Source organism: Cupriavidus taiwanensis LMG 19424 (genome assembly GCF_000069785.1).
GTDB lineage: Bacteria > Pseudomonadota > Gammaproteobacteria > Burkholderiales > Burkholderiaceae > Cupriavidus > Cupriavidus taiwanensis.
Window position 1 is genome coordinate 280,497 of record NC_010528.1, and the last position, 24,330, is coordinate 304,826.

At 67.8% G+C, this 24,330-nt stretch carries 28 protein-coding genes; 19 read left to right on the top strand and 9 right to left on the bottom strand.

The genetic code is table 11. The features are described 5' to 3' along the window. Window positions 1-103: 103 nt before the first annotated feature. A complete protein-coding gene (gpmA, locus tag RALTA_RS01350; protein ID WP_012351613.1) occupies window positions 104-850 on the bottom strand; it encodes a 2,3-diphosphoglycerate-dependent phosphoglycerate mutase in 747 nt (248 codons plus the stop codon). Window positions 851-1,051: 201 nt separating this feature from the next. Between gpmA and RALTA_RS01355 the strand changes: the two genes are divergently transcribed. The 5 genes from RALTA_RS01355 (at window position 1,052) to RALTA_RS01375 (ending at window position 4,663) form a co-directional block, all read left to right on the top strand. After that, the gene (locus tag RALTA_RS01355) at window positions 1,052-1,465 is read left to right on the top strand and encodes a rhodanese-like domain-containing protein (RefSeq protein WP_012351614.1); all 414 of its coding nucleotides are present in this window, start codon (window positions 1,052-1,054) and stop codon (window positions 1,463-1,465) included. A 78-nt stretch (window positions 1,466-1,543) separates the two neighbouring features. Continuing rightward, window positions 1,544-1,801 carry a glutaredoxin 3 gene (gene grxC, locus RALTA_RS01360; protein ID WP_012351615.1) on the top strand — a complete coding sequence of 86 codons (258 nt, stop codon included), beginning with the start codon at window positions 1,544-1,546 and terminating at the stop codon, window positions 1,799-1,801. Window positions 1,802-1,997: 196 nt separating this feature from the next. After that, on the top strand, window positions 1,998-2,516 hold the full coding sequence (secB, locus tag RALTA_RS01365) for a protein-export chaperone SecB (RefSeq protein ID WP_012351616.1): 519 nt from the start codon (window positions 1,998-2,000) through the stop codon (window positions 2,514-2,516). A gap of 114 nt (window positions 2,517-2,630) precedes the next feature. Further along, window positions 2,631-3,647 carry an NAD(P)H-dependent glycerol-3-phosphate dehydrogenase gene (locus RALTA_RS01370; protein WP_012351617.1) on the top strand — a complete coding sequence of 339 codons (1,017 nt, stop codon included), beginning with the start codon at window positions 2,631-2,633 and terminating at the stop codon, window positions 3,645-3,647. Window positions 3,648-3,685: 38 nt separating this feature from the next. After that, window positions 3,686-4,663 (top strand): Bug family tripartite tricarboxylate transporter substrate binding protein, encoded by a 978-nt coding sequence (locus RALTA_RS01375; RefSeq protein WP_012351618.1) that lies wholly within the window; start codon window positions 3,686-3,688, stop codon window positions 4,661-4,663. Between the two features lie 24 nt (window positions 4,664-4,687). Here the strand turns inward: RALTA_RS01375 and trmL are convergent, their stop codons facing one another. After that, window positions 4,688-5,158, bottom strand: coding sequence for a tRNA (uridine(34)/cytosine(34)/5-carboxymethylaminomethyluridine(34)-2'-O)-methyltransferase TrmL (trmL, locus tag RALTA_RS01380; RefSeq protein WP_012351619.1), 471 nt, complete (start codon window positions 5,156-5,158; stop codon window positions 4,688-4,690). 85 nt (window positions 5,159-5,243) lie between these two features. Next, entirely contained in the window at window positions 5,244-6,101 is an 858-nt protein-coding gene (locus RALTA_RS01385; RefSeq protein WP_012351620.1) for a ComF family protein, read from the bottom strand. Between RALTA_RS01385 and RALTA_RS01390 the strand changes: the two genes are divergently transcribed. The 8 genes from RALTA_RS01390 to RALTA_RS01420 all read left to right on the top strand — a co-directional run bounded on the left by RALTA_RS01390 (window position 6,090) and on the right by RALTA_RS01420 (window position 12,923). Further along, complete coding sequence (locus RALTA_RS01390) at window positions 6,090-7,043, top strand: methyltransferase domain-containing protein (protein ID WP_012351621.1); 954 nt, start codon at window positions 6,090-6,092, stop codon at window positions 7,041-7,043. The genes RALTA_RS01385 and RALTA_RS01390 overlap by 12 nt on opposite strands. Before the next feature lie 269 nt (window positions 7,044-7,312). Beyond that, entirely contained in the window at window positions 7,313-7,822 is a 510-nt protein-coding gene (locus RALTA_RS01395; protein WP_012351623.1) for a DUF2244 domain-containing protein, read from the top strand. A gap of 58 nt (window positions 7,823-7,880) precedes the next feature. Continuing rightward, window positions 7,881-9,143 (top strand): cytochrome c oxidase subunit II, encoded by a 1,263-nt coding sequence (gene coxB, locus RALTA_RS01400; protein WP_012351624.1) that lies wholly within the window; start codon window positions 7,881-7,883, stop codon window positions 9,141-9,143. 38 nt (window positions 9,144-9,181) lie between these two features. After that, window positions 9,182-10,789, top strand: coding sequence for a cytochrome c oxidase subunit I (gene ctaD, locus RALTA_RS01405; protein WP_012351625.1), 1,608 nt, complete (start codon window positions 9,182-9,184; stop codon window positions 10,787-10,789). Window positions 10,790-10,866: 77 nt separating this feature from the next. After that, window positions 10,867-10,998, top strand: a complete 132-nt coding sequence (locus RALTA_RS30735) for a cytochrome oxidase small assembly protein (protein ID WP_242405241.1) — start codon at window positions 10,867-10,869, stop codon at window positions 10,996-10,998. Window positions 10,999-11,015: 17 nt separating this feature from the next. Beyond that, entirely contained in the window at window positions 11,016-11,651 is a 636-nt protein-coding gene (locus tag RALTA_RS01410; RefSeq protein WP_012351627.1) for a cytochrome c oxidase assembly protein, read from the top strand. A 42-nt stretch (window positions 11,652-11,693) separates the two neighbouring features. Then, window positions 11,694-11,918: a DUF2970 domain-containing protein gene (locus tag RALTA_RS01415; protein WP_012351628.1), complete on the top strand. Its 225-nt coding sequence runs from the start codon at window positions 11,694-11,696 to the stop codon at window positions 11,916-11,918. 144 nt (window positions 11,919-12,062) lie between these two features. Further along, window positions 12,063-12,923, top strand: coding sequence for a cytochrome c oxidase subunit 3 (locus RALTA_RS01420; protein WP_012351629.1), 861 nt, complete (start codon window positions 12,063-12,065; stop codon window positions 12,921-12,923). 144 nt (window positions 12,924-13,067) lie between these two features. Here the strand turns inward: RALTA_RS01420 and RALTA_RS01425 are convergent, their stop codons facing one another. Further along, complete coding sequence (locus tag RALTA_RS01425; protein WP_012351630.1) at window positions 13,068-13,277, bottom strand: twin transmembrane helix small protein; 210 nt, start codon at window positions 13,275-13,277, stop codon at window positions 13,068-13,070. Between the two features lie 90 nt (window positions 13,278-13,367). Between RALTA_RS01425 and RALTA_RS01430 the strand changes: the two genes are divergently transcribed. The 5 genes from RALTA_RS01430 to RALTA_RS01450 all read left to right on the top strand — a co-directional run bounded on the left by RALTA_RS01430 (window position 13,368) and on the right by RALTA_RS01450 (window position 17,631). Then, the gene (locus RALTA_RS01430; RefSeq protein WP_012351631.1) at window positions 13,368-14,123 is read left to right on the top strand and encodes an SURF1 family protein; all 756 of its coding nucleotides are present in this window, start codon (window positions 13,368-13,370) and stop codon (window positions 14,121-14,123) included. 71 nt (window positions 14,124-14,194) lie between these two features. After that, window positions 14,195-14,845: an SCO family protein gene (locus tag RALTA_RS01435; protein WP_041232256.1), complete on the top strand. Its 651-nt coding sequence runs from the start codon at window positions 14,195-14,197 to the stop codon at window positions 14,843-14,845. A 9-nt stretch (window positions 14,846-14,854) separates the two neighbouring features. Beyond that, the gene (locus RALTA_RS01440; RefSeq protein WP_012351633.1) at window positions 14,855-15,958 is read left to right on the top strand and encodes a COX15/CtaA family protein; all 1,104 of its coding nucleotides are present in this window, start codon (window positions 14,855-14,857) and stop codon (window positions 15,956-15,958) included. Next, window positions 15,955-16,899: a heme o synthase gene (gene cyoE / locus RALTA_RS01445; protein ID WP_012351634.1), complete on the top strand. Its 945-nt coding sequence runs from the start codon at window positions 15,955-15,957 to the stop codon at window positions 16,897-16,899. The genes RALTA_RS01440 and cyoE overlap by 4 nt, the downstream gene beginning before the upstream one ends. 111 nt (window positions 16,900-17,010) lie before the next feature. After that, a complete protein-coding gene (locus RALTA_RS01450; RefSeq protein ID WP_012351635.1) occupies window positions 17,011-17,631 on the top strand; it encodes an SCO family protein in 621 nt (206 codons plus the stop codon). A gap of 104 nt (window positions 17,632-17,735) precedes the next feature. Here RALTA_RS01450 and rpoH read toward each other — a convergent pair whose 3' ends face one another. After that, entirely contained in the window at window positions 17,736-18,665 is a 930-nt protein-coding gene (gene rpoH / locus RALTA_RS01455) for an RNA polymerase sigma factor RpoH (protein ID WP_012351636.1), read from the bottom strand. Window positions 18,666-19,009: 344 nt separating this feature from the next. Between rpoH and RALTA_RS01460 the strand changes: the two genes are divergently transcribed. Next, window positions 19,010-19,885 (top strand): pirin family protein, encoded by an 876-nt coding sequence (locus tag RALTA_RS01460; RefSeq protein WP_012351637.1) that lies wholly within the window; start codon window positions 19,010-19,012, stop codon window positions 19,883-19,885. 18 nt (window positions 19,886-19,903) lie between these two features. Here RALTA_RS01460 and ybiB read toward each other — a convergent pair whose 3' ends face one another. The 4 genes from ybiB to RALTA_RS01480 form a co-directional block, all read right to left on the bottom strand. Continuing rightward, a complete protein-coding gene (ybiB, locus tag RALTA_RS01465; RefSeq protein ID WP_025583396.1) occupies window positions 19,904-20,896 on the bottom strand; it encodes a DNA-binding protein YbiB in 993 nt (330 codons plus the stop codon). Between the two features lie 86 nt (window positions 20,897-20,982). After that, window positions 20,983-21,786: an ABC transporter ATP-binding protein gene (locus RALTA_RS01470; RefSeq protein ID WP_012351639.1), complete on the bottom strand. Its 804-nt coding sequence runs from the start codon at window positions 21,784-21,786 to the stop codon at window positions 20,983-20,985. A gap of 19 nt (window positions 21,787-21,805) precedes the next feature. Further along, window positions 21,806-22,696, bottom strand: coding sequence for a nitrate ABC transporter permease (ntrB, locus tag RALTA_RS01475; RefSeq protein ID WP_012351640.1), 891 nt, complete (start codon window positions 22,694-22,696; stop codon window positions 21,806-21,808). A 31-nt stretch (window positions 22,697-22,727) separates the two neighbouring features. Further along, window positions 22,728-24,062 carry a CmpA/NrtA family ABC transporter substrate-binding protein gene (locus RALTA_RS01480; RefSeq protein ID WP_012351641.1) on the bottom strand — a complete coding sequence of 445 codons (1,335 nt, stop codon included), beginning with the start codon at window positions 24,060-24,062 and terminating at the stop codon, window positions 22,728-22,730. Between the last annotated feature and the right edge of the window lie 268 nt (window positions 24,063-24,330).

Genomic DNA, 24,330 nt, shown 5'->3' on the forward strand with positions numbered 1-24,330 from the left:
GGCGGTTTGTCCGACAGTATAAGTGCGAGTGGAGAAATGGGCCTGTCCCGTCCCGGCTCAGGGTGGGCGGCCGCACATCTGCGCGCGGCCGCCCGGGCGGGTCTCAGCGCGCCTTGCCCTGGCTGGCCACCGCCGCCAGCGAGGCGGCGATGGCTTCCTGGTCACCCAGGTAGTAGTGGCGCAGGGGGCGCAGGTCGGCGTCCAGCTCGTAGACAAGGGGGGTGCCGTTGGGGATGTTGAGGCCGACGATGTCGTCATCCGAAATCTGGTCCAGGTATTTCACCAGCGCGCGGATGCTGTTGCCATGGGCGGCAATGACCACGCGCTTGCCGGATTGGATGTCGGGGGCGATGGATTCGTTCCACAGCGGCATGACGCGCGCCACGGTGTCCTTCAGGCACTCGGTCAGCGGGATCTCGTTGCGCGGCACATTGGCGTAGCGCGGATCGTCGTACGAGGCGCGCGGATCGGTCGGCTCCAGCGCCGGCGGCGGCGTGTCGTAGCTGCGGCGCCAGACCAGCACCTGTTCGTCGCCGAACTTGGCGGCGGTCTCGGACTTGTTCAGGCCGGCCAGGGCGCCGTAGTGGCGCTCGTTCAGGCGCCATTCGTTGCGCACCGGAATCCACATCAGGTCCATTTCATCCTGCACGTGCCAGAGTGTGCGGATGGCGCGCTTGAGCACCGAGGTGTAGGCCACGTCGAAGCCCATGCCGGCTTCCTTGAGCAGTTTGCCGGCCTGGCGCGCCTGGGCGGCGCCGGTCTCGGTCAGGTCGACGTCGACCCAGCCGGTAAAGCGGTTTTCGAGGTTCCACGTGGATTCGCCGTGGCGGATGAGGACGAGCTTGTACATGCTGCTGCTTCCAGAGAGTAGGTAACCTGCATGCGTCCGCGCCGTCACCTGGAGGGGCCGTGAAAACAGGCCATGACGGGATTCGGCAAACCTCCCATGTCTCGGACAGGCGACAATGGCGGATGGCCGTGCAACGGCAGGGCCTGGACGCCAAACCGCGTATTTTATAATGCCGCCGACCCAACCTACCGGAAAGCCAACGTGAATTTCTTCGCCGACTATAACAACCTCGCCCTGATCGCCCTCGCCGTGGTGTCGGGCGGCCTGCTGGCCTGGCCCGCGATTTCGCGCAGCGCGGGCGGCAAGTCGGTCAATACGGCCACCGCGACCCAGCTGATCAACAAGCGCGGCGCCGTCGTGGTCGACATCCGCGAACCCGCCGAGTACGCCAAGGGGCACCTGCCGCAGGCCAAGAGCGCGCCGCTGGCCGACCTGGCCTCGCGCGCCGCCGGGCTTGCAAAGGACAAGGCCGCCCCCATCATCGTGGTATGCCAGACCGGCCAGCGCTCGGGCAAGGCCCAGGCAGCGCTGAAGGAAGCCGGTTACAGTGAGATCTACGCGCTCGAGGGTGGCATTGCCGCCTGGCAGCAGGCCGGCCTGCCGCTGGTGAAGTAAGCCCGGCAGCCTGTCGTAACCGTCACGGCGCGCCCCGGCCAGGCCGGGCGCGCCCCATTGCATTCAAGGAGACCCCACATGGCCCGCGTCGTCATGTACAGCACCGTGGTGTGCCCGTATTGCGTCATGGCTGAACGCCTGCTCAAGTCCCGCGGCGTGGAAACGATCGAGAAGATCCTGATCGACCGCGAACCGGGCAAGCGTGAAGAGATGATGAGCCGCACCGGCCGCCGCACCGTGCCGCAAATCTACATCGACGACACCCACGTGGGCGGCTTCGACGACCTTTCGGCGCTCGACCGTCAGGGCGGCCTGGTGCCCCTGCTGGCTGCCTGAGTCGCCTTGGGACGGTCCCGGCGAAGAATCGTCTGATTTCGCGCGGGGCGGTCCCGGCATTCCCTGCGGCGCGGGTGAATTCGCCACCCGCGTCATGTACCATATGCGTTTTCCCCGGGCACCGGCCTGCCTTGCACGATGCAGGCGCCGCCGCCGTACCCGACACGCATCCAGCCCATCCTCCCGGAAGCCTTTCATGAGCGACCAGCAAAACACCCAGCAGGACGATCAACCCTTCTTCAACATCCAGCGTGTCTACCTGAAGGACATGTCGCTGGAGCAGCCCAACTCGCCGGCCATCTTCCTGGAATCGGAAGCCCCGTCGGTGGAAGTGCAGGTCAACGTCGGCGCTTCGCAGCTGCAGGAAGGCATCTTCGAGGTGGTGGTGACCGGTACCGTGACGACCAAGGTGCAGGACAAGGTTGCCTTCCTGGTTGAAGCGCACCAGGCCGGTATCTTCGATATCCGCAACGTGCCGGTCGAGCAGCTGGATCCGCTGCTGGGCATTGCGTGCCCCACCATCCTCTACCCGTACCTGCGCGGCAATATCGCCGACGTGATCACGCGCGCCGGCTTCCAGGCCATCCACCTGTCGGAAATCAACTTCCAGGCGCTGTACGAGCAACGCCTGCAGGCCGCCATGGAAGAAGCCCAGGGTGCCGAAGGCGGCAACAGCGGCATCGTGATGCCCGACGGCAGCCAGGCCCGCCACTGATCCCGGCAACCTGCGCCATCCACTGAAACGGGGCTGCGGCCCCGTTTTGCCTTTGGGCTACCATCGTTGGCGCAAGCCGCCGAAGCGCTTGCGCCATCATCTGTTCGAGCTGCCATGAAACTGACCTTCCTCGGTGCCGGGGCGTGGGGCACGGCCCTTGCCAGCCATGCCGCCGCCACCAATGACGTGGTGTTGTGGGGACGTGACCCGGCGCAGCTCGGGGCGATTGCGGCCACGCACGAGAACGCCGCCTACCTGCCCGGCGTGAAGCTGTCCGCGCGGCTGGCGGTGCAGGCGGATTTCGAGCTGGCGGTGGCGCACGCCGCCGACGATCCGGACGGCATCGTGGTGGTGGCCACGCCGGTGGCGGGCCTGCGCGAGATGACGCGCAGGCTGGCCGCGCGCAGCGCCAGGCCGGTGTCGATGCTGTGGCTGTGCAAGGGCTTCGAGGCCGGCACCCACCTGCTGCCGCACCAGATGGTGAGGGCCGAGCTGGACGCCGCCGGGCGTACCGAAGGCTTTGCCTATGGCGTGCTGAGCGGTCCCAGTTTTGCCCGCGAGGTGGCCCAGGGCCTGCCCTGCGCGCTGACCGTGGCGGGCACCGAGCCTTCGCTGGCGGACCGCGCGCAGGCGGCTTTCCACCATCACGCCATGCGCATCTACGGCAGCGATGACCTGACCGGCGTCGAAGTCGGTGGGGCGGTCAAGAATGTGCTGGCGATCGCCACCGGCGCCAGCGACGGGCTGGGCCTGGGGCTGAACGCGCGCGCCGCGCTGGTGACGCGCGGGCTGGCCGAGATGACGCGGCTGGGCCTGGCGCTGGGCGGCCGGGTCGAGACCTTCATGGGCCTGGCCGGCGTGGGCGACCTGATCCTGACCGCCACGGGCGACCTGTCGCGCAACCGCAAGGTCGGCCAGCAGCTGGCGTCGGGGCAGAGCCTGGAGCAGGTCCTGGCAGGGCTGGGGCACGTTGCCGAAGGCGTGCGCTGTGCCCAGGCGGTGGCCGAGCTGGCCGCCACGCACGGCATCGAAATGCCGATTGCGCGCGCCGTCTGCGCGGTGCTGTTCGACGGGCTCAGCGCCGCCGACGCGGTGGCGCAGCTGCTGCAACGCGACGCGCGCGACGAATGAGTGGCCGCGTTCCTACCTGTTTCTGAGCCTACGCATCCATGTCAACACGACGCCAGGCGCTGATCGCGCTCGCTGCCGCCTGCGCCGCCGGAGCCTCCGGCAGCGCGTTCGCACAACCGTGGCCGGCGCGGCCGATCCGCATGGTGGTGCCGTTCCCGCCGGGCTCGTCGCCCGACCTGATCGCGCGCCTCCTGACCGAAAAGCTGGCCGCCGCGCTGGGCCAGCCGGTGGTGGTGGAAAACCGCCCGGGCGCCGGCGGCAACATCGGCACCGGCATGGTGGCGCGCGCCGCGCCGGACGGCTACACGCTGCTATTCACCATCAACGGCCCGCTGGTGACCGCGCCCACGCTGTCGCGCAACCTCAACTACGACCCGTTCCGCCAGCTGGCCCCGGTGACGCTGGTGGCGACCTCGCCCAACGTGCTGGTGGTCGATGCGCGGCTGCCGGCGCACAACCTGCGCGAGTTCGTCGCGCTGGCGCGGTCCCGGGCCGGTGAACTGAACTATGGCTCGCCCGGCAACGGCAGCGCCTCGCACCTGGCGATGGAGCAGCTGAAGGCGATGGCGGGCGTCGACCTGCAGCACGTGCCGTATCCCGGCTTCCCGCAGGTCACCACGGCGATGGTCGGCGGGCAGGTGCAGGCGGCCTTCATGGTGCCGGCGATCGCGATGCCGCAGGTCAATGCCGGCAAGCTGCGCGTGCTGGCGGTGACCACGACCGGGCGCACGGCGGTGCTGCCGTCGGTGCCTACGGTGGCGGAATCGGGCTACCCCGGTTTCGAGGCGATTTCCTGGCAGGCCGTGCTGGCGCCCGCGGGCACGCCGCAGGCGGTGATCGACCGGCTCTATCGCGAACTGGTGGCGATCATCGGCAGCGCTGACGTGCGCGACAAGATGCGCGCGCAGTATTTCGTGCCGGCCGGCACCGCGCCGGCGTCGCTGCGGCAGACCATGGCGAGCGAAAAGACGCGCTGGGACAAGGTGATCCGGGCGGCCGGCGTACAGCCGGAGTAGGCCGCACGCCCGCTCCGGCGCGCGTCAGCTGCCGCCTGCGAAGCCGTTCTGGCGCCAGGCCTCGAACACCACCACGGCCACCGTGTTCGACAGGTTCAGGCTGCGGTTGTCCGGCCGCATCGGCAGCCGGATGCGCTGCGCGGGCGGGAACCACTCGCGGCGCTCGGGCGACAGCCCGCGCGTCTCGGAGCCGAACACGAACCAGTCGCCGGGCCGGAACGCCACCTGGCCGAACGGCGTAGAGCCGCGCGTGGTCAGGGCGAACATGCGCGTCGGATCGGGTTGTTCGCTGGCCATCAGCGCATCCCAGCTGTCGTGCACGCGCATGGTGGCGTACTCGTGGTAATCCAGCCCCGCGCGGCGCATGCGCGCGTCGTCCAGCGGAAACCCCAGCGGTTTGACCAGGTGCAGCTGAGCGCCGGTGTTGGCACACAGGCGGATCACATTGCCGGTGTTGGGCGGGATTTCCGGTTCGACCAGGACGACGTTAAACATGATGCGGGCGATGGCGGGCGCGCGGCGCCCTTCGTCAGAACGGTGCGCAGCTTACCGCGCGCCTGTGCCCCTGTCATCCCGCCGGCTACGGCGTGCGCAGCGCGACGATCACGCTGACCCGGGAAGCGCCCCGCGCCTTGAGCACGGCGGCGGCCTCATGCAGGGTCGCTCCGGACGTCATCACATCGTCCACCAGCGCGACGTGCAGGCCGTCGAGCCGCATGGCGCGCGTGAGTGCGAACGCGCCCTGCAAGTTCACCTGCCGCGCGGCCAGGTCCAGGGCGCGCTGGCTGCCGGTGTCGCGTTGGCGTTGCAGCAGCACCGGGTCGGTGTGCAGGCCCAGGCGGCGCGCCAGCGGCCGCGCGATTTCCCAGGCCTGGTTGAAACCGCGCGCGGCCAGCCGTTGCGGCGACAGCGGCACCGGCGCGATCAGGTCGGGTGCGGCATGGCGGGCCACGGCCCAGGCCCCGGGCAGGCCCTCGGCCAGCCTGGCGGCGAGCCAGGCCGCCAGCGGCAGGGCATGGCCGAACTTGAGCGCCAGCACCAGCTGGTCCTGCGGCGCGGCATAGTCGCCGAGCGTATGGGCGTGGTCGAAGGCGCGCGGCGAGGCGGCGCAGGCCGGGCAATGGCGATGCCGCCCGAGCGCCAGTGCGCAGACCGTGCAGCGCCGCACCGGGCGCAGCAGGTCGGCGGCGCAGGGCGTGCAAACCACGTGGCGCTGCACCGTCCCGCACAGCACGCATGCGCTGGGCAGCAGCTGCTCGCGCGCACGGGACAGCGCGCGGCCGGCGGCGCCGGCAGCCCGCGCGGCGCGCGCGTATACTTGCCGTCCGGCCGCGGCCCATCGGGCGTGGCGGCCGGGTTCGTCCGGCGCCAGGGGCAGTGCCTGCCCGCGCGCCGGTTCCTGGTTTTCTTGCTGCCTTGTCTGCCCGTGTCCCTGCATGCCGCCGATTCTCCCGATGCCTTCCTGCCGCCCGCGCGCCTGACCCGGCTCGCCTTCGACCGGCGCAGCCGCGGCTTCGGCCAGCTCGATTTCCTGCTGGGCGAGATCGGCCGCCGCATGCAGGAGCGCATGGAGGTGATCCGCCTGGCGCCGCAACGCGCGCTGGATATCGGCTGCGGCCATGGCCAGGGCCTGGCCGGATTGCGGGCGCGCTTTCCGGACGCGCAGATCGCCGGCCTGGACATCTCCGGCGCGATGCTGGCCGAGGCCGGCCAGCGCGATCCGCAGCGCCGGCCCGGCTGGATCGGCCGCATGCTGGGCAAGCGGCCGCTGTTCGACCTGGTCCAGGGCGATCTTGCCACACTGCCTTTTGCGCCCGCGAGCTTCGATCTGCTGTGGTCCAACCTGGCCCTGCACTGGCATCCGGAGCCGCACCGCGTGTTTCCGGAATGGCACCGGGTGACGCGTGACGAAGGGCTGGTGCTGTTCTCGCTGTTCGGCCCGGACACCCTGAAGGAGCTGCGCGCGGCCTTCGCCGAGGTTGACGAGGCGCCCCATACGTTGCGCTTTGTCGACATGCACGATATCGGCGACATGCTGGTGCACAGCGGCTGGTCGACGCCGGTGATGGACATGGAAACCCTGACCGTGACCTACGAGTCGCCCGCCACGCTGCTGCGCGAGGTACAGGCCTTCGGCGGCCTGCGCGCGCACGCCGGGGTGCCGCCGCAGGGCCTGCGCGGGCGTGGCTGGTACCAGGCGCTGACGCAGGCGCTGGAGCGGCGGCGCAACGCCGACGGCGTGATTCCGCTGAGCTTCGAGATCGTCTACGGCCATGCCTGGAAACTGGCCCCCCGCGGCGCGCAGGCACGCGACGGCGAAGGCCGCGCGGTGGTGCCGCTGGACCAGATCGGCCGTGCAAAACCGCGTCGCGCAGGTTAAAACTGAGTTAACTTGCGCCGGTGGCGGATTGCCGCAAACATAGTGCCGGCGCGGCGGGCAGGGCGATGGCAGCATCCTGGCCCATGCACAGAATCAGGCGGCGCGCAAGCCTTGCGGTCAAGTCGCGCCCTTGTCCGTGTATGGGAAGCGCCCTATAATGCGCCAGTTTGTCGCAGTGGTCCCCTGGCACAAGAACGTCCTGGTTTGCACGCACTGTGCGGTCCGGACGCCATCGTCCCGGGTGTGCATCCGATGCAGAGTGGTTGGCGATGCAAGACTTGGGTATCGCATTCCAGACGGCAGGTGGTGACTCCGGCGGAAATCTCGACGGACCTTCCTCCTCGCCCCACGACTGGCTGATGAAGCGCAATTGCTCGCTGAGTCCCCGCCAGGTCGGCTGGTTTTACCTCTCGATCCTCACGGTTTCGCTTGCCATCGCGTTGTTTTTCGCCTGGCAGGGGTCGTGGCTCGTGCTGCCGTTTGCCAGCATCGAGCTGATCGGGCTGGGCATCGCCCTGCTGGTGTATGCGCGCCATGCGACGGACTATGAGCGCGTCAGCATCACCGACGGCACGCTGGTCGTGGAGACAGCCAGCGCCGGACGGGTGACGCGCCAGGAATTCAATCCGTGCTGGGTGCGGATCGAACTGGGTGAATCGTTCCGCGCGCTGGTGACGCTGCGCTCGGGCGCGCGTGCGGTACAGGTGGGGTGTTACGTGGACCCGTACCGGCGACGCAAGTTCGCGCAGGAGCTCGCAGCGGCCTTGCGCCGCCTCTGAGAGGCGGCGGAAGCGGCGGCGGGGACAGATTTGAATCTGTAAATTGGGTAGATAACAAATGAAAATGTGGAAGAAGGCATCCGCAGTTTGTCTGGCCGGCGCGTCCCTGCTTGCCAGCCAGGCGGCGTCCGCGGTCAGCGACATGCCGGGCGGCCCCGCCGTGCGCCAGCTCAACCTGACCGAGCCGGTTACCAAGATCGCCGAACAGATTCACTGGCTGAACTGGATGATGCTGATCATCTGCACGGTGATCTTCATCGCGGTGTTCAGCGTGATGTTCTATTCCATCTTCACGCACCGCAAGGCCAAGGGCGCCAAGCCTGCCTCCTTCCACGAGAGCATCACCGTCGAGGTGGTCTGGACCATCGTCCCGTTCCTGATCGTGATCGCCATGGCCCTGCCGGCCACCAAGACCGTGGTCGCGATGAAGGACACCACCAACTCCGACGTCACCATCAAGGCCACCGGCTACCAGTGGAAGTGGGGCTATGACTACCTGAAGGGCGAAGGCGAGGGCATCTCCTTCGTCTCGACCCTGACCACCCCGCGCGAGCAGATCAACAACGAGCAGGCCAAGTCGAACACCTACCTGATGGAGGTGGACAACGAGCTGGTGGTGCCGGTCAACAAGAAGATCCGCATCGTCACCACCGCCAACGACGTGATCCACGCCTGGATGATCCCGGCCTTCGGCGTGAAGCAGGATGCGATCCCGGGCTTCGTGCGCGACACCTGGTTCAAGGCCGAGAAGATCGGCGTGTACCGCGGCCAGTGCGCCGAGCTGTGCGGCAAGGAACACGCCTTCATGCCGATCGTGGTGCGCGTGGTCTCCGACGCCGACTACACCAAGTGGGTCGACGGCAAGAAGAAGGAGCTGGCGGCCAAGGCCGACGATCCCAACAAGACCTGGACCCTGGACGAAGCCAAGGTGCGCGGCGAGAAGATCTACGCGGCCAACTGCGCGGTCTGCCACCAGCCCAACGGCAAGGGCGCCGGCGCGTTCCCGGCGCTGGACGGCTCCAAGATCGTGAACGGCCCGAAGGCCGGCCAGATGCACATTCTGCTGGAAGGCAAGGGCGGCATGCCGTCGTGGAAGCAGCTGTCGGACACCGAGCTGGCCACGGTCATGACCTATACGCGCAACGCCTGGGGCAACAAGACGGGTGAAGTGATCCAGCCGGGCGAATTCGTGGGCGCCCGCGCGGGCAAGTTCCCCGAAGGCGGCGGCGCGGCCGGCGGCGAAGCGCCGAAGGCCGAAGCCAAGCCGGCCGCTCAGGCTGACAAGCAGGCCAGCCTCGCGGGCAACCGCGTCGCAGGCTGACCCGCTGAAGACAGAACAGGATTAGAGGAGCATTTGCGATGAGTACTGCTACCCCGGACGCACTCGCCCATCCGCACGATCACGCGCATGACGACCACGCGCACGATCACCCGCATGGCTGGCGCCGCTGGCTGTTCGCCACCAACCACAAGGACATCGGTACGCTGTACCTGCTGTTCTCGTTCATCATGCTGCTGTCGGGCGGCGTGCTGGCACTGCTGATCCGCCTGGAACTGTTCGAGCCGGGCCTGCAGTTCTTCCGCCCCGAGCTGTTCAACCAGTTCACCACCATGCACGGCCTGGTGATGGTGTTCGGCGCGATCATGCCGGCCTTCGTCGGCTTCGCCAACTGGATGATCCCGCTGCAGATCGGCGCGTCCGACATGGCGTTCGCGCGCATGAACAACTTCAGCTTCTGGCTGATGCCGCCGGCCGCGCTGCTGCTGGCGGGCTCGTTCTTCGCCCCGGGCGGCGCTACCGCCGCGGGCTGGACCCTGTACGCGCCGCTGTCGGTGCAGATGGGCCCGGGCATGGACATGGCCATCTTCGCCATGCACATCATGGGCGCGTCGTCGATCATGGGCTCGATCAACATCATCGTGACCATCCTCAACATGCGCGCCCCCGGCATGACGCTGATGAAGATGCCGATGTTCTGCTGGACCTGGCTGATCACCGCCTACCTGCTGATCGCCGTGATGCCGGTGCTGGCCGGCGCCATCACCATGGTGCTGACCGACCGCCACTTCGGCACCAGCTTCTTCTCGGCCGCCGGCGGCGGCGACCCGGTGATGTACCAGCATATCTTCTGGTTCTTCGGCCATCCCGAGGTCTACATCATGATCCTGCCGGCTTTCGGGATCATCTCGCACGTGGTGCCGGCGTTCGCGCGCAAGCGCCTGTTCGGCTACAGCTCGATGGTGTACGCCACCGCCTCGATCGCCATCCTGTCGTTCATCGTGTGGGCGCACCACATGTTCACCACCGGCATGCCGGTGACGGGCCAGCTGTTCTTCATGTACGCGACCATGCTGATCGCGGTGCCGACCGCCGTGAAGATCTTCAACTGGATCGCCACCATGTGGCGCGGCTCGATGACCTTCGAGACCCCGATGCTGTTCGCGATCGGCTTTATCTTCGTGTTCACCATCGGCGGCTTCACCGGCCTGATGCCGGCGGTGGCACCGATCGACATCCAGCTGCAGGACACCTACTTCATCGTGGCGCACTTCCACTATGTGCTGGTGGCCGGCTCGCTGTTCGCGCTGTTCGCAGGCTTCTACTACTGGGGTCCGAAGTGGAGCGGCTTCATGTACAACGAAGCCCGCGGCCAGATCCACTTCTGGGGTTCGCTGATCTTCTTCAACGTGACCTTCTTCCCGATGCACTTCCTGGGCCTGGCCGGCATGCCGCGCCGCTATGCCGACTACCCGACCCAGTTCGCGGACTTCAACGCGATCGCGTCGATCGGTGCGCTCGGCTTCGGCTTGATGCAGGTGTATTTCTTCTTCTTCGTGGTGCTGCCGTCGTACCGCGGCGGCCAGCAGGCCGCGGACAAGCCCTGGGATGGCGCCGAGGGCCTGGAGTGGACCGTGCCGTCGCCGGCGCCGTTCCACACCTTTGAAGTTCCCCCGCAGGTCCGCTAAGGCGGTACCCGCGTAACCAGGCCGTGAAAGGGGCGGCAGCGTCCGCCCCTTTCGCGCCGGCAGGTATCAAGACCGTTATGCAGTCTCCAGACAAAAGCCCGTCACCCCCGGACCACAAGGCCGCCAACCGGCGCCTTGGCCTGATCCTGTTGTCGATCGTGGTGGTTTTCTTTCTGGGGTTCTTCGCCAAGATGAAGTTCCTTGGCTGAGGCGGCAGGGTAGCGAGATGAGCATCGAGCAGCAGTCGCGAAGGGAAGCGCACAAGGAAGCGGGGAGGGAAGCGGACAAGCGCTTCAACCGCGGCATGATGCTGCGCCTGGTCGTGATCGTTGCCGTGATGTTCGGCTTTGGCTACGCGCTGGTGCCGCTGTACAAGAAGATCTGCGAAATCACCGGCATCAACGTGATCACCACCCGCGAGCTGCATGGCGCGGTCAAGAACACGCAGATCGACAAGAGCCGCACCATCACGGTGGAATTCGACTCCAACGCGCGCGGGCCCTTCGCCTTCCGGCCGGTGAAGAACAGCATGGAAGTGCATCCCGGCGAGATGGCGACGATCGTCTACGAGGTGGCCAACGGGCAGCCGCGCGATATCTCGGCGCAGGCCATCCCGAGCTACGCGCCCAAGCAGGCGACCCAGTATTTCATGAAGCTGGAGTGCTTCTGCTTCAAGCAGCAGACGCTCAAGGCGAACGAGGCGCGCGAGATGCCGGTGGTGTTCGTGATCGATCCCGCGCTGCCCAAGGATGTGAAGAGCATTACGCTGTCGTACACCTTCTTCGAGGTGGGCACGCCGGTGGCGCAGGCGCCCGAAGGCCAGCTGGCGCCGCAGCCCGCACCGGCCGGCAAGGGCATCTGAAGCGAGCGGCTGGCCACAAGCCAGTCAGGCGGAGGACGGGCGATGGATGAGATGAAGGACGCGGTCAAGCGCAAGCTGTCGTTTGCGCAGACCATGCGCGCGGTGTTGTGGTCGTTCATCGGCTTGCGCAAGGGCGCGGAGCACGAACGCGACATGGCCCGGCTGAACCCGGTGCATGTGGTGATCGCCGGGCTGATCGCGGCGGCGGTGTTCATCGCGATCCTGGTCGTGATCGTGCGCCTGGTTGTGAGCCAGGCGGCGGCGTAGCAGGGCAGGAAGGGTAGACAACAAAAGCAGTCGCAGAACAAAGCAACCGCGGCGGCGGGGCCAACCCAGAGGAGGCGGGGGCCTGCAGTGCCAAGGCGGGGACAACGAATACTGAATCAAAGACTCTGAGCTGGAGATAAAAGAATGAGTGCGAATCGCGCAAACGCTCCGTACTACTTCGTACCGGGCCCGTCGCGCCACCCCATCACCGCAAGCTTCGGCCTGCTGATGACGGGCGCCGGCGCCGCCGGTTGGGTAAACGGGCAGCCCTGGGCGCCGTACCTGTGCGGCTTCGGCCTGCTGTGGTTCCTGTTCGTGCTCAAGAGCTGGTTTGGCGACGCCATCAGCGAGTCCGAGGGCGGCATGTACGGCAAGAACATCGACCTGTCGTTCCGCTGGTCGATGGGCTGGTTCATCTTCTCCGAGGTGATGTTCTTCGCCGCGTTCTTCGGCGCGCTGTTCTACGCCCGGTCCATCGCCATGCCGTGGCTGGGCGACCTGAACAACAAGATCCTGTGGCCCGACTTCGCCGCGGTATGGCCCAACACCGGCCCGGCCGGCGTGGTGGAAAACTTCCAGACCATGGGCCCGTGGCCGATCCCGACCATCAACACCGCGCTGCTGCTGATGTCCGGCTTGACGCTGACCTGGGCGCACCACGCGCTGCTGGCCGGCAAGCGCAGCCAGCTGATCCAGGGTTTGGTGCTGACCATCCTGCTGGGCGCGATCTTCATGTGCTTCCAGGTGTACGAGTACATGCACGCCTACTCGGAACTGAACCTGAAGCTGAGCTCGGGCATCTACGGCTCCACCTTCTTCCTGCTGACCGGGTTCCACGGCTTCCACGTGACCATGGGCGCGATCATGCTGACGGTGGTGCTGATCCGCGTGCTGAAGGGCCACTTCACCCCCGAGCACCACTTCGCCTTCGAAGGCGCGGCCTGGTACTGGCACTTCGTTGACGTCGTGTGGCTGTTCCTCTACGTCGTGGTGTACTGGCTGTAAATCCGGCTGCCGTACCGGCCGGCGGCTCCCGCGACCGAGCGGGACTGCCGGCGCCAACGCAAAAGAGAAACGCCGCAGGGGCCTGGCCAGCCTGCGGCGTTTGTCTTTTGCGGGCCTGCGACGAGGCTGCCGCGGCGCGCCGGTTCAGGGCGCCATGCGGATGCCGGTGCTGTGGATCCAGCCCATCCAGCTCGAGAACAGGATGAACAGGAACAGCGCCACCGAGAAGCCCACGCGCAGCATCAGCGAGCGCATCATGTTGGGCGTCTTGCCGCGGTCGCGCATCATGAAGAACAAGGCCGAGGCCAGGCTGGCAATGATCAGGATGAAGGCAATGATGATGACAAAGCGCATGGCGGGGCGGGTTGGGGGCGGGCGCGGCGCGACGTGCGGCGCACAGGCCCATTATCGCACCGGGGCGCGCTTCGCAGTGCCGCCGGGTCGATGAGCTGGCGCCGCTTTGCCAGCCCGTTGCCGCTGGCCGCTGCGCTGGTCGTGATCGCGGTCACCTGCGCGCTGGGCAACTGGCAGCTCGATCGCGCGCACGAGAAAGAAGCGCGCGCCGCACGGCTGCAGGCGCTGGCGGCGCAGCCGCCGGTGGTGTTGGGCACGGCGCCGCTGTCACAAGTTGTGACCGACCGCGCGGTGCGCGTGACCGGGCGCTTCGACGCATCGCGCACGGTATTGCTGGATAATCGCCCCCACGGCATCGGCGGCCGCAGCGGCGACAGCCGCGCGGGCTTCCTGGTGCTGACGCCGCTGGTGATCGGCGCGTCGCCCGATGAGGCCGCCGCCCGACGGGCGGTGCTGGTGCTGCGCGGCTGGCTGCCGCGCGATGCGCAGGACCGCACCCGGATCGCGCCGTTCCCGACGCCAGAGGGCGAGGTGACCATTACCGGCACGGCACTGGCGGGCGTGCCGCGGGTCTATAGCCTGGGCCAGGAGGCCGCCGGCAGCAGGATCCGCCAGAACCTCGAGATCGCGCCGTATGCCGCCGAAACCGGGCTGGCCCTGCATCCGCTGGTGGTCGAGCAGCGCAACGATACCGGCGACGGCCTGGCGCGCGACTGGCCGCCCGCGGACGCGGGCGCCGACCGGCACTATGGCTATGCCTTCCAGTGGTTCGGGCTGGCCGCGCTGACGGTGGTGCTGGTGGTGGTGCCGGGCTGGCGCCGCGCGCGGCGGCTGGCCGCACCCTGATCGAATGAATTGACTGCCCATGCCCCGCACGGGTGCAGGGGCTTGCCGAAGACAAAGGACTGACGTACTCCATGGCACAGCAAGACTCCGCTCCGGCCGCCGCGGCCTCGCCGCGGGACCCCCGCATCGACGCGCGCACGCGCCGTGGCCGCCTGCAGATGCTGATGCTGCTGCTGGTGTGCGCGTCGCCGGTGATCGCCTCCTATTTCACCTACTACGTGATCAAGCCGCGCGGCGGCGCCACCAACTACGGGGCGCTGGTCGACCCGCAGCGGCCGATGCCGCCGGTACGCGTCACCGACGAGCAGGGCCAGGCCGTGCCGCTGGAGCAGTTCCGCGGCAAGTGGCTGCTGGTCAGCGCCGATCCGTCGGCCTGCGACGAGGCCTGTGCGAAGAAGCTGTTCACCATCCGCCAGATCCGCGCCGGGCAGGGCCAGGACCGCCTGCGCATCGTGCCGGTTTGGCTGGTCACCGACGCGGGCAAGATCGACGAGCGCCTGGTCGCCGCCTACAACGAGCCCTACGCCGGGGTGCGCTTCCTGCGCATCGACCGCCAGGCCGCGCAGCAGTGGCTGCCGGCCGAGCCGGGCAAGCGCGCCGAGGACACGCTGTTCCTGGTCGACCCGCTGGGCAACCTGATGATGCGCTTCCCGCAGGACCCGGACCCGAAGAAGGTGAGCGGCGACCTGAAGAAGCTGCTCAAGGTCTCGCGCATCGGTTGAGGGGACGGCATGCTGCTGCAACTGGCCATCATCGGCGTCCTGATCGCGCTGTTCCCGCTGTCCTACGTGATGGTGAAGGGCGATCGCAACAAGTACCGCAAGCTTGCCTGGATCACGGCATTCCTGACGCTGGACCTGATCATGTTCGGCAGCTTCACGCGGCTGACCGACTCCGGGCTGGGCTGCCCGGACTGGCCGGGCTGCTACGGGCATTCCAACCCGCATGCCGCGATGGAACCGATCCGCGCGGCCGAGACCGCCATGCCGAGCGGGCCGGTGACGCTGGCCAAGGCATGGATCGAGATGATCCATCGCTACTTCGCCATGGCCGTCGGCGTGCTGATCATCACGCTGATGGTGCTGGCGTGGGTCAAGCGGCGCGAGCTGAAGCAGTCGCCCTGGTTCGCCACTGGCGTGCTGCTGCTGGTGTGCGTGCAGGGCGCCTTCGGCGCCTTCACCGTGACCCTGAAGCTGCAGCCCGTTATCGTCGTCACGCACCTGATGCTGGGCATGGCGCTGCTGGCGGTGCTGATCCAGCTGGGCTCGCGCAACGACCCGCCGCACCCGGTCGCGCCGCAGGCGGCGCGGCTGCGCTGGCCGGTGCGCATCGGCCTGCTGCTGCTGGTGATCCAGATTTTCCTGGGCGGCTGGGTCAGCACCAATTACGCGGTGCTGGCCTGCACCGACTTCCCGCTGTGCAATGGCCAGCTGGTGCCGGAGATGGACTTCCGCCATGGCTTTACGCTGTGGCGCCAGCTGGGCATGACCGCGGATGGCGACTACATCCCTCACGCGGCGCTGGTGGCGATCCACTGGGTGCATCGCTGCTTTGCCGTCGTCGTGCTGGGCTACCTGGCGTGGTTCGGCCTGCGCGCGCGCCGGCTCGAAGGGCTCAGCCGCGCGGCCGGCTGGCTGCTGGCGACGCTGGTGCTGCAACTGGCCACCGGGCTATCGAATATCGTGTTCGACTGGCCGCTGGTGGCGGCGGTCGCGCATAACGGCGGCGCCGCGCTGCTGCTGCTGCTGCTGGTCCGTCTCCACTACAATATCGGGCTGACGACCCGGGCCGCCGGCGCCCCCGCTGCCGTGCCGACTGCCGCCCGCGCCACATGAAAGACAAGACCCCTTCCGTGGTTACCGCTACCCACCCTCATTCCCTGGGCAGGTTGAGCCGCATGCGCCACCTGGCCCGGCAATATGCCGCCCTGACAAAGCCGCGCGTGACGCAGCTGGCCGTCTTCTGCGCCATCATCGGCATGTTCCTCGCCACGCCCGGCATGGTGCCGTGGCCGGTGCTGATCGGCGGCGCCGCCGGCATCTGGCTGCTGGCCGGCGCGGCCTTCGCCATCAATTGCCTGGTCGAGCAGAAGATCGATGCGCTGATGCGCCGTACCGCCTGGCGCCCGTCCGCCACCGGCGAGATCACCACGCGCCAGACGCTGGTGTTCTCCGCCATCCTGGGCGGCGCGGGCATGTGGCTGCTGCATGTCTACGCCAACGACCTGACCATGTGGCTGACCTTTGCCACGTTCCTGGGCTATGCGGTGGTCTACACCATCCTGCTCAAGCCGGCCACGCCGCAGAACATCGTTATCGGCGGGCTGTCCGGGGCGATGCCGCCGGCGCTGGGCTGGGCCGCGGTGGCCGGCGAGGTGCCGGCCGAGGCATGGTTCCTGGTGCTGATCATCTTCACCTGGACCCCGCCGCACTTCTGGGCGCTGGCGCTGTACCGCCGCGCCGACTACGCCAAGTCCGGGCTGCCGATGCTGCCGGTCACGCACGGCGAGCGCTACACGCTGCTGCATATCCTGCTGTACACGCTGATCATGATCGCGGCGACGCTGCTGCCCTTCGTCTACGGCATGAGCGGCTACATCTACCTGGCGGCCGCGCTGGCGCTGGGCGCTGGCTTCCTCGCCTATGCCTGGAAGCTGTACCGGAACTATTCGGACGAACTGGCGCAGCGCACCTTCCGCTTCTCGATCCTGTACCTGTCGCTGCTGTTCGCGGCGCTGCTGGTCGACCACTACTTCAAGTTCGTGCCGCAGGTCTGACCTGCGCCGGCGTGCGCCCCGGCTGCGGCATCTTGCCGCGCCGGCGCGAGCGCAGCAGCATGATCGGCGATACTGCATGCTGTTTCCTTCCCATTCCTGACCCGTCCCCGCATGCCACGCCTCAGCTCCGCTTCCGGCCTGTTCGCCGCCTTCCGCCGCTTTTCCCTGCTGGCCGCGCTGGCCCTGGCCGTCGCTGCCTGCGGGCAGCAGAAAGCGTCGTTCCGCAATGTCGATATCACCGGCGCCGCCGACTTCGGCAAGGACTTCTCGCTGACCGACCACACCGGCAAGGTGCGCACCCTGGCCGACTACAAGGGCAAGGCCGTGGTGATGTTCTTCGGCTACACCCACTGCCCGGACGTCTGCCCCACCACCATGGCCGAACTGAAGGCGGTGATGGAGAAGCTGGGACCGGACGCGGACCGCGTACAGGTGCTGTTCGTCACGGTGGATCCGGAACGCGATACGCAGGCCCTGCTGGCGCAGTACGTGCCCGCCTTCGATCCGCGCTTCGTCGGGTTGCGCCCGGCCGACGAGGCCTCGCTGCAGAAGCTGGCCAAGGACTTCAAGGTGTTCTACGCCAAGGTGCCGGGCAGCTCGCCCAACAACTACACGGTGGATCACTCGGCCGGCAGCTATGTGTTCGATCCTAACGGCAAGCTGCGGCTGTTCATCCGTCACGGCCAGGGTCCGGAACCCATCGCGCACGACCTGAAACAGCTGTTGTCCTGACGCAGCCGGGGCGAACGGGTGCGGCATAACGTCGCACCATGGCTTCCCCGGGCAACAAAAAAGGCCGGTCCATGGACCGGCCTTTTGCATGGATGCGGTGAGGATCAGGCGAAGGCCTGCAGCGCGCCCTTCATCTTCTTCATCGCCGCCGCCTCGATCTGGCGGATGCGCTCGGCCGACACGCCGAACTCGTCGGCCAGCTCATGCAGCGTGGCGCCGCCCGAGCCGTCGTCCTCGACGTTGAGCCAGCGCGCCTCGATGATGCGGCGGCTGCGCTCGTCGAGCTTGGCCAGCGCTTCTTCCAGCCCCTCGACCTGCATGCGGTCCTGGCGCTTGGCCTCCATCACGCGGGTCGGCTCGTTGTGGTTGTCGGCCAGGTAGGCGATGGGGGCGAATTCCTCTTCGCCGTCGTCGACCTGGCCTTCCAGCGCCAGATCGCCGCCCGACAGGCGGGTTTCCATCTCCATCACTTCTTCAGGCTTGACGTTCAGCTCGCGCGCCACGGCCTCGACCTGCTCCGGCGTGAAGGTGTGCCCGCCCTGCTTGTGGCTGCGCAGGTTGAAGAACAGCTTGCGCTGGGCCTTGGTGGTGGCCACCTTGACCATGCGCCAGTTCTTCAGCACATATTCATGGATTTCTGCCTTGATCCAGTGCATTGCGTACGACACCAGGCGCACGCCCTGGTCCGGATCGAAACGCTTCACTGCCTTCATCAGGCCGATATTGCCTTCCTGGATCAGGTCGGCGTGGGGCAGGCCGTAGCCCAGGTACTGGCGGGCGATCGACACCACCAGCCGCAGGTGCGACATCACCAGGCGGCGGGCCGCCTCGACGGAATCGTGGTCGCGCAGTTCGCGCGCGAGGCGTTGCTCTTCCTCCGCGGTCAGCAGCGGAATGCGGTGGACAGCCTGGATATAGCTGTCGAGGTTGCCCACGGTCGCCGGAAAGGTCAGCGCAAAGCTGCCCGTGTTCCGGGGCACCGTCGGCAGACGGTTATTGGTCAGGGTTTGGTCGGCAGACAAGACTGCGTTCACTCAATGGCTCCTTTCGCGTCCGGCGGTTTGGTTGCCGGTGCGCCGCGGCCCCATGGGGAATCGGCGGCACTGCAACACATCTTAGCACTCTGGCCGGGTGAGTGCTAATTGGAGTTCCGATGCGTACGATAGTTCCCGGGTATCGCTCTTACTGTTCGGATAGCCAGGTAAATCCTAAAGAGACGGCAACGATACCGCTGCCATCGCGCACTGGTAGTTAGAGCGCAGGGTGGCAACGGGGTTCTTCCCGCCGCTGCAATGCTCTGTTCCAGCACCGGCTACACTCGACCGGCGGGCAGCGCACTGGCATGCTTGCGAGCCTCTCTTATCGGATCGGAGGAGTTATGTCTGCTATCGAACACTTGCTCAAGCCGCATGTGCGCGACCTGGGCGATTTCACCGTGCGCCGGCTGCTGCCGGCCGCGGCAACCCAGACCGTCGGGCCGTTTATCTTCTTCGACCATATGGGGCCGGTGCAGCTGCCGCCGGGCCAGGGCGCCGATGTGCGCCCGCATCCCCATATCGGACTGGCCACGGTCACCTATCTGTTCGAGGGCGAGATCATCCATCGCGACAGCCTGGGCAGCGACCAGGCGATCCGCCCCGGCGACGTCAACTGGATGACCGCGGGCCACGGCATCGTGCACTCGGAGCGATCGCCCGAGCACGTGCGGCCCGAGGGCGCACGCCTGCACGGCATCCAGACCTGGGTGGCGCTGCCGCAGGAGCATGAGGGCGCCGAGCCGTCGTTTTTCCACCATCCGGCCGCGACGCTGCCGCGCATCGAGCGGCCCGGCGTGCGCATGGTGGTGATTGCCGGCGATGCGTTCGGCCAGACCTCGCCGGTCCAGGTCTTCAGCCGCACGCTGTATGTGGCGATCGAGCTGGACGCGGGGGCCAGCGTGGAAATTCCCGCCGACCACGCCGAGCGCGGCATCTATCCGGTGGACGGCGCGGTCGCGCTCGACGGCGAGCCGCTGCCCGCCGAGCACATGGTGGTGCTCACGCCGGGCCAGCCGGCGACGCTGACGGCCACGGCGCCGTCGCGCGTGATGCTGCTGGGCGGCGACCCGACCGACGGGCACCGCTTCATCTACTGGAATTTCGTTGCCAGCAGCAAGGTGGCGATCGAGGCCGCGGCCCAGCGCTGGGAGGACGACCAGTTCCCGCATGTGCCCGGCGAGACCGAGCGCATTCCGCTGCCTCCGCGCAAGCCGTGACGGTGGTGCCGGGCCAGCTCAGACCGGACTGGCCCAGGTCACGCGCGTGCCCTGGCGCAGGCATTCGCGGATGGCCTCGATCTGGATGGCGATGGGCGCCGGCACCGGCACCGCGCCGTCCAGCACGCGGCGGATCCAGGCCACGGTGAGGCCGGCATCGCTGCCCGGCGGCAACTCCGGCACGTCGCCGATCGAGCCGCCGGCCTGGCCGACCAGGGTCTGCTGGTGGCCTTCATGCAGCCAGTCGATACGGCCGCTGCGCCGGGCGTCGGCGACCACCTCGCCCTCGGTGCCGCGTGCCAACAGCACGTTGGCGGGTTCGTGGGAGAAGTAATCGGTCAGCGTCTCGCGGTATTCAGGGTGCGTGTAGCTATACAGCCGCAGGCCTTCGGCGGGCGTGTGCTCGCCCACCGGCTGCAGCATCTTCGCCACGGTGTGCGAGGAATTGCGCAGCCCGATCACGGTGCGCCGCTCCAGCAGCCGCGACAGCCCGGGCGACAGCACATCCACCGGCAGCACCGCCAGCGGGCCATCGCGGTCCCCATCGCGCAGCCTTGCCGCGGCTTCGTCGGTGCTCGCGCACAGGGGCACGCCCAGGGCCTCGAACAGCGCCATGCTGGTCACGCGGCCCTCGAACACGCGCGTGCCGTGCACCACGACCGGGATCCCTTCGCGGGCCAGCAGCAGCGCCAGCAGCGGCACCAGGTTGGGCTGCTTGCGCGCGCCGTTGTAGCTGGGGATCACCACCACCTGCCGGTCCGGCGGCGCCGGCAACGGCTGGCAGTGCGCATGGGCCGCCTCCAGCATGCCGGCCAGCTCGTGCGGGGCCTCGCCCTTGATGCGATAGGCCATCAGGATGGCGCCCAGCTCCAGGTCGGACACGCGGCCCGCCAGCATGGCGTCGAACAGGGCCTGCGCGTCCTCGCGCGGCAGCGCGCGCGCGCCATTGACGCCGCGGCCGATCTCCTTGATATAGCGGGCGGCTGGAAATGGGGCGGCGGTCGTGGTCATGGCGGCGTGGGGGTAGTGTGTTCTGGGTTCATGATAGCGGAGCGCGGCGGCCTCGCCCATGGCCGCCTGGCGCTGCCACTGTGCCGCTACGCCGCTTGCTGCAGCGCCGGATTGCGCTGCTTGCGGTAGAGGAAGTCGAGCACCGCGGTGCGGCAGCGGTGGTAGGCCGGATCGTCCGCCAGCGCCACGCGATCGCGCGGGCGCGGCAGGTCCACCTTCAGGATCTCGCCGATGGTGGCCGCCGGGCCGTTGGTCATCATCACGATGCGGTCGGCCAGCAGCACGGCCTCGTCAACATCGTGCGTCACCATTACCACCGTGCTGCGCGTGGCTGCCACGATCTTGATCAGCTCGTCCTGCAGGTGCGCGCGCGTGAGCGCATCGAGCGCGCCGAAGGGCTCGTCCATCAGCAGCACCTTGGGCGCCATCGCCAGCGCGCGGGCAATGCCGACGCGCTGCTTCATGCCGCCGGAGATCTCGTGCGGATACTTGCCCTCGGCGTGGCTCAGGCCGACCAGCGCCAGCGTGTCGTGCGTGCGCGCCCTGAGCCGCGCCTTGTCCTCGCTGCCCGCGAACACCCGCTCGACGCCCAGGTAGACGTTTTCGAAGCAGGTCAGCCACGGCAGCAGCGAATGGTTCTGGAATACCACCGCGCGCTCCGGGCCGGGACCGGCGATTTCGCGCCCGGCGCAGATCAGCGCGCCCGTGGTGGGCGTGGCCAGCCCCGCCAGCAGGTTCAGCAGCGTGGACTTGCCGCAGCCGGAGTGGCCGATCAGCGTGATGAACTCGCCCTCGGCGATCTGCAGGTCGATGTCGCGCAGCGCGACGAACGGGCCCTTGCGGGTCTTGAAGGTCTGGCCGACGTTTTCAATGCTGACGAACTTGTCCATGGCGTCTCTCCCGTATGGGTCAATGGGTGCCGTAGCTGAAGCGCCGGGCCAGCGCCAGCAGCGCATGTTCCAGCAGCAGGCCGATGAGGCCGATCACGAAGATGGCGATCACGATGTGCTCGACCTTCAGGTTGTTCCACTCGTCCCACAGCCAGAAGCCGATGCCGGTGCCTCCGGTGAGCATCTCGGCCGCGACGATCACCAGCCAGGCCGTGCCGATCGACAGCCGCACGCCGGTCAGCATGTACGGCAGCACCGCGGGAAACAGCACGCGCGTGAACACCTTCCATTCCGACAGGTCGAGCACGCGCGCCACGTTCAGGTAGTCCTGCGGCACGCGCGTGACGCCCACCGCGGTGTTGATCACCATCGGCCAGATCGAGCAGATAAAGATCGCCCAGATCGCCGCCGGATTGGCCGCCTTGAACAGCAGCAGCCCGATCGGCAGCCATGCCAGCGGCGAGACCGGCCGCAGCAGGCTGATCACCGGTGCGGTCATGGCGTTCAGGAAGGCGAAGCGCCCGATCACGAAACCGGCCGGGATGCCGACCAGCGCCGCCAGGCCGAAGCCCGCCGCCACGCGCGCCAGCGAAGCCAGCACGTTCCAGCCGATGCCCTGGTCATTGGGCCCGTTGCGGTAGAACGGGTCGGCAAACAGCGGCACCGCGGCGTTCCAGGTCGCGCCCGGTGTGGGAATGGCCGGGATCAGGCTGGCGATGCCGTGCCAGGCCAGTACGAACAGGGCGAAGCCCAGCAGCGGCGGCACCGCCTTGAGCACCAGCGCGGCAGCGGCCTCGCGGCGTGCCGCGCGCAGCGCCTGCGCGGAGATTTCCTGTTCGCGCCGGCGTGTGCGTTCCTTGGTGTCGGGGTCGGCTGCGGCATCGGGCGTGGTGGAGGCAATGGCATTCATGTCGGGCTCCTTTGGTCAGGGGCACTGCGGATCAGGCGGAAGGCGTGCCGGCGGCCTTGATCTTGAAACCGTCGGCATAGGCTTTCGGGTCCTTGCCGTCCCAGACCACGCCGTCGATCAGCTTCGAGCTGCGCATGTCGCTCTTGGGCAGCGGCACCTGCGCGGCGGTGGCGGCCTGCTTGTAGATGTCGATGCGGTTGACCTGCCTGGCCACGGCGAGGTAATCCGGGTGGGCCTTGAGCAGGCCCCAGCGCTTGTGCTGCGTCAGGAACCACATGCCGTCGGACAGGAACGGGAAGTTCGCGTTGCCGTCCTGGTAGAACTTCATCGCGTCGGGGTCGTCCCAGGTCTTGCCCAGCCCGTTGGTGTAGCGGCCCAGCATGCGGTCGAGGATGATGTCCATGTCGGTGTTGACGTAGGACTTCGCGGCGATGGTTTCGGCGGTCTTGCGGCGGTTTGACGCCGAGGCATCGATGAACTTCGATGCCTCCAGCACCGCCGCCACCATCGCGCGCGCGGTGTTCGGATACTTCTGCACGAACTCCGCGGTGGTGCCCAAGGTCTTTTCCGGATGGTTCTTCCAGATCGCCTGCGTGGTCTCGGCGGTGAAGCCGATCTTGTCGGCGATCGCGCGCGCCCCCCACGGCTCGCCCACGCAGAAGCCGTCCATATTGCCCACGCGCATGTTGGCCACCATCTGCGGCGGCGGCACCGTGATGGCCTTGGCGTCCTGCATCGGGTTGATGCCGTTGGCCGCCAGCCAGTAGTACAGCCACATCGCGTGCGTGCCGGTCGGGAAGGTCTGGGCGAAGGTGTAGTCACGCTTTTCCTTTGCCATCAGCGCTTTCAGGCTGGCGCCGTCGCGCACGCCTTTCTCGGCCAGCTTGGACGACAGCGTGATGGCCTGGCCGTTGTGGTTCAGGCTCATCAGCACGGCCATGTCCTTTTTCGGCCCGCCGATCCCGAGCTGCACGCCATAGACCAGGCCGTAGAGCACGTGGGCGGCGTCCAGCTCGCCATTGACCAGCTTGTCGCGCACGCCCGCCCATGAGGCTTCCTTGGTCGGCGTGATCTTGATGCCGTATTTCTTGTCGAGCCCGAGCGTGGCCGCCATGACCACCGAGGCGCAGTCCGTCAGCGGAATAAAGCCGATGCGCACCTCGGTCTTCTCCGGCGCGTCGGAGCCGGCCGCCCAGGCGCCGGCGCGCACCAGCGGATCGACCAGCGTCATCACGCTGGCACTGGCGATGGTGGCCAGCGCACGGCGCCGGCCGCTGCTGGCCGGTACCGCGTCGGCGGAGGCAGCGGCGTCGGAGTTCTGGACGGCTGCGTGCAGCGGCCTGGCATGGCTGAGGCGAGTGGGCATTGCTTGGCTCCAAGAAAAAAAGCGTCCCCTCGCGCAGCCGGCTTCGCCAGAAGACCGGTGCGCTGCGGGGACGCCGTTGTCCGTGGCGTGACGCGGCCCGCGTTGGCCGTGTCCGCCTGAGTTGTCGATCGGCCGCCGTTGGCCGATACCAGCATGACGCAAGCCGTGTGCCAGCATCGTGCGGTGCAGCATTTCGGGGAACGTTGTCCCGGAACGGGGCGAAACGGACGAGAACGGTGCGTACGTGACGCGCTCCGGACCCAGCCGC